1 protein-coding gene is annotated in these 703 nt (G+C 74.0%); it reads right to left on the minus strand.

The window, feature by feature from the left end:
- Positions 1-317: 317 nt before the first annotated feature.
- The coding region (locus tag IE329_RS40035; protein WP_229928170.1) for a hypothetical protein at positions 318-703 on the minus strand (386 nt) is incomplete at its 5' end.

A 703-nucleotide genomic window follows, 5' to 3' on the forward strand; every position in this document is an offset into this window, starting at 1 on the left:
CATGACGACCAGCAGGACGCCGAAGAAGGTGGCGGCGGAGACGGTGAGCAGCACGGACGGGTCCCCTTCCAGGGAGGGTTCTTTGGGGTGGTTTGGGTAGGCCAGGGCGCCTTGACGGACCTTCGCCGTGCCGGGATATCCGCAGGTCACAGGGGTGCCGGTGTCCGGGGCTCCCCTGCCGACCCCCGCCCGGATGGGGCCTGCGACGGCAGGGGGCGGCAGGGGTCGTGACCGGAGGGGCGAGGCTGTGACCTGCGGCTTCCCGGGGCTGGCACGGGTCCGTCAGGGGGACGAAACCGGGCGAACGGGGCGCCGGGTCAGGCGGCGGAGGTCAGGTTCGCGGCGGCGGCGCGCAGGTCCGCCAGGGTGTAGCCGTTGGGCCGGGAGCCGTCGGCGAGGGTGATCCGGGTCGGCTCCAGCTCCGTTCCCAGGATGGCCAGTTCGCCCCGCAGGGCCTTGCCAGCGCGGGACAGCCAGGCCGAGTCGGTCTCCTTGCCGACGCGGCCGAAGCGGTCGGCGTCGGTGCGGGCGAGATGGGCGAGCAGGTCGGAGCTGCTGATCACCGCGCCCTCGGCCGCCTCGGCAGCGGCAATCATGTGGTCGAGGACGGTGCGGCGGATCACCGAGCCGAGGCCGTCGGTGCCGCCGGCGGAGGCGCTGACGCCGGTCTGGCGGAGCATGGCGGCCTCGATCGGGTCGTCGT

This window comes from Kitasatospora indigofera, assembly GCF_014655955.1.
In the GTDB taxonomy this organism is placed as follows: domain Bacteria; phylum Actinomycetota; class Actinomycetes; order Streptomycetales; family Streptomycetaceae; genus Kitasatospora; species Kitasatospora indigofera.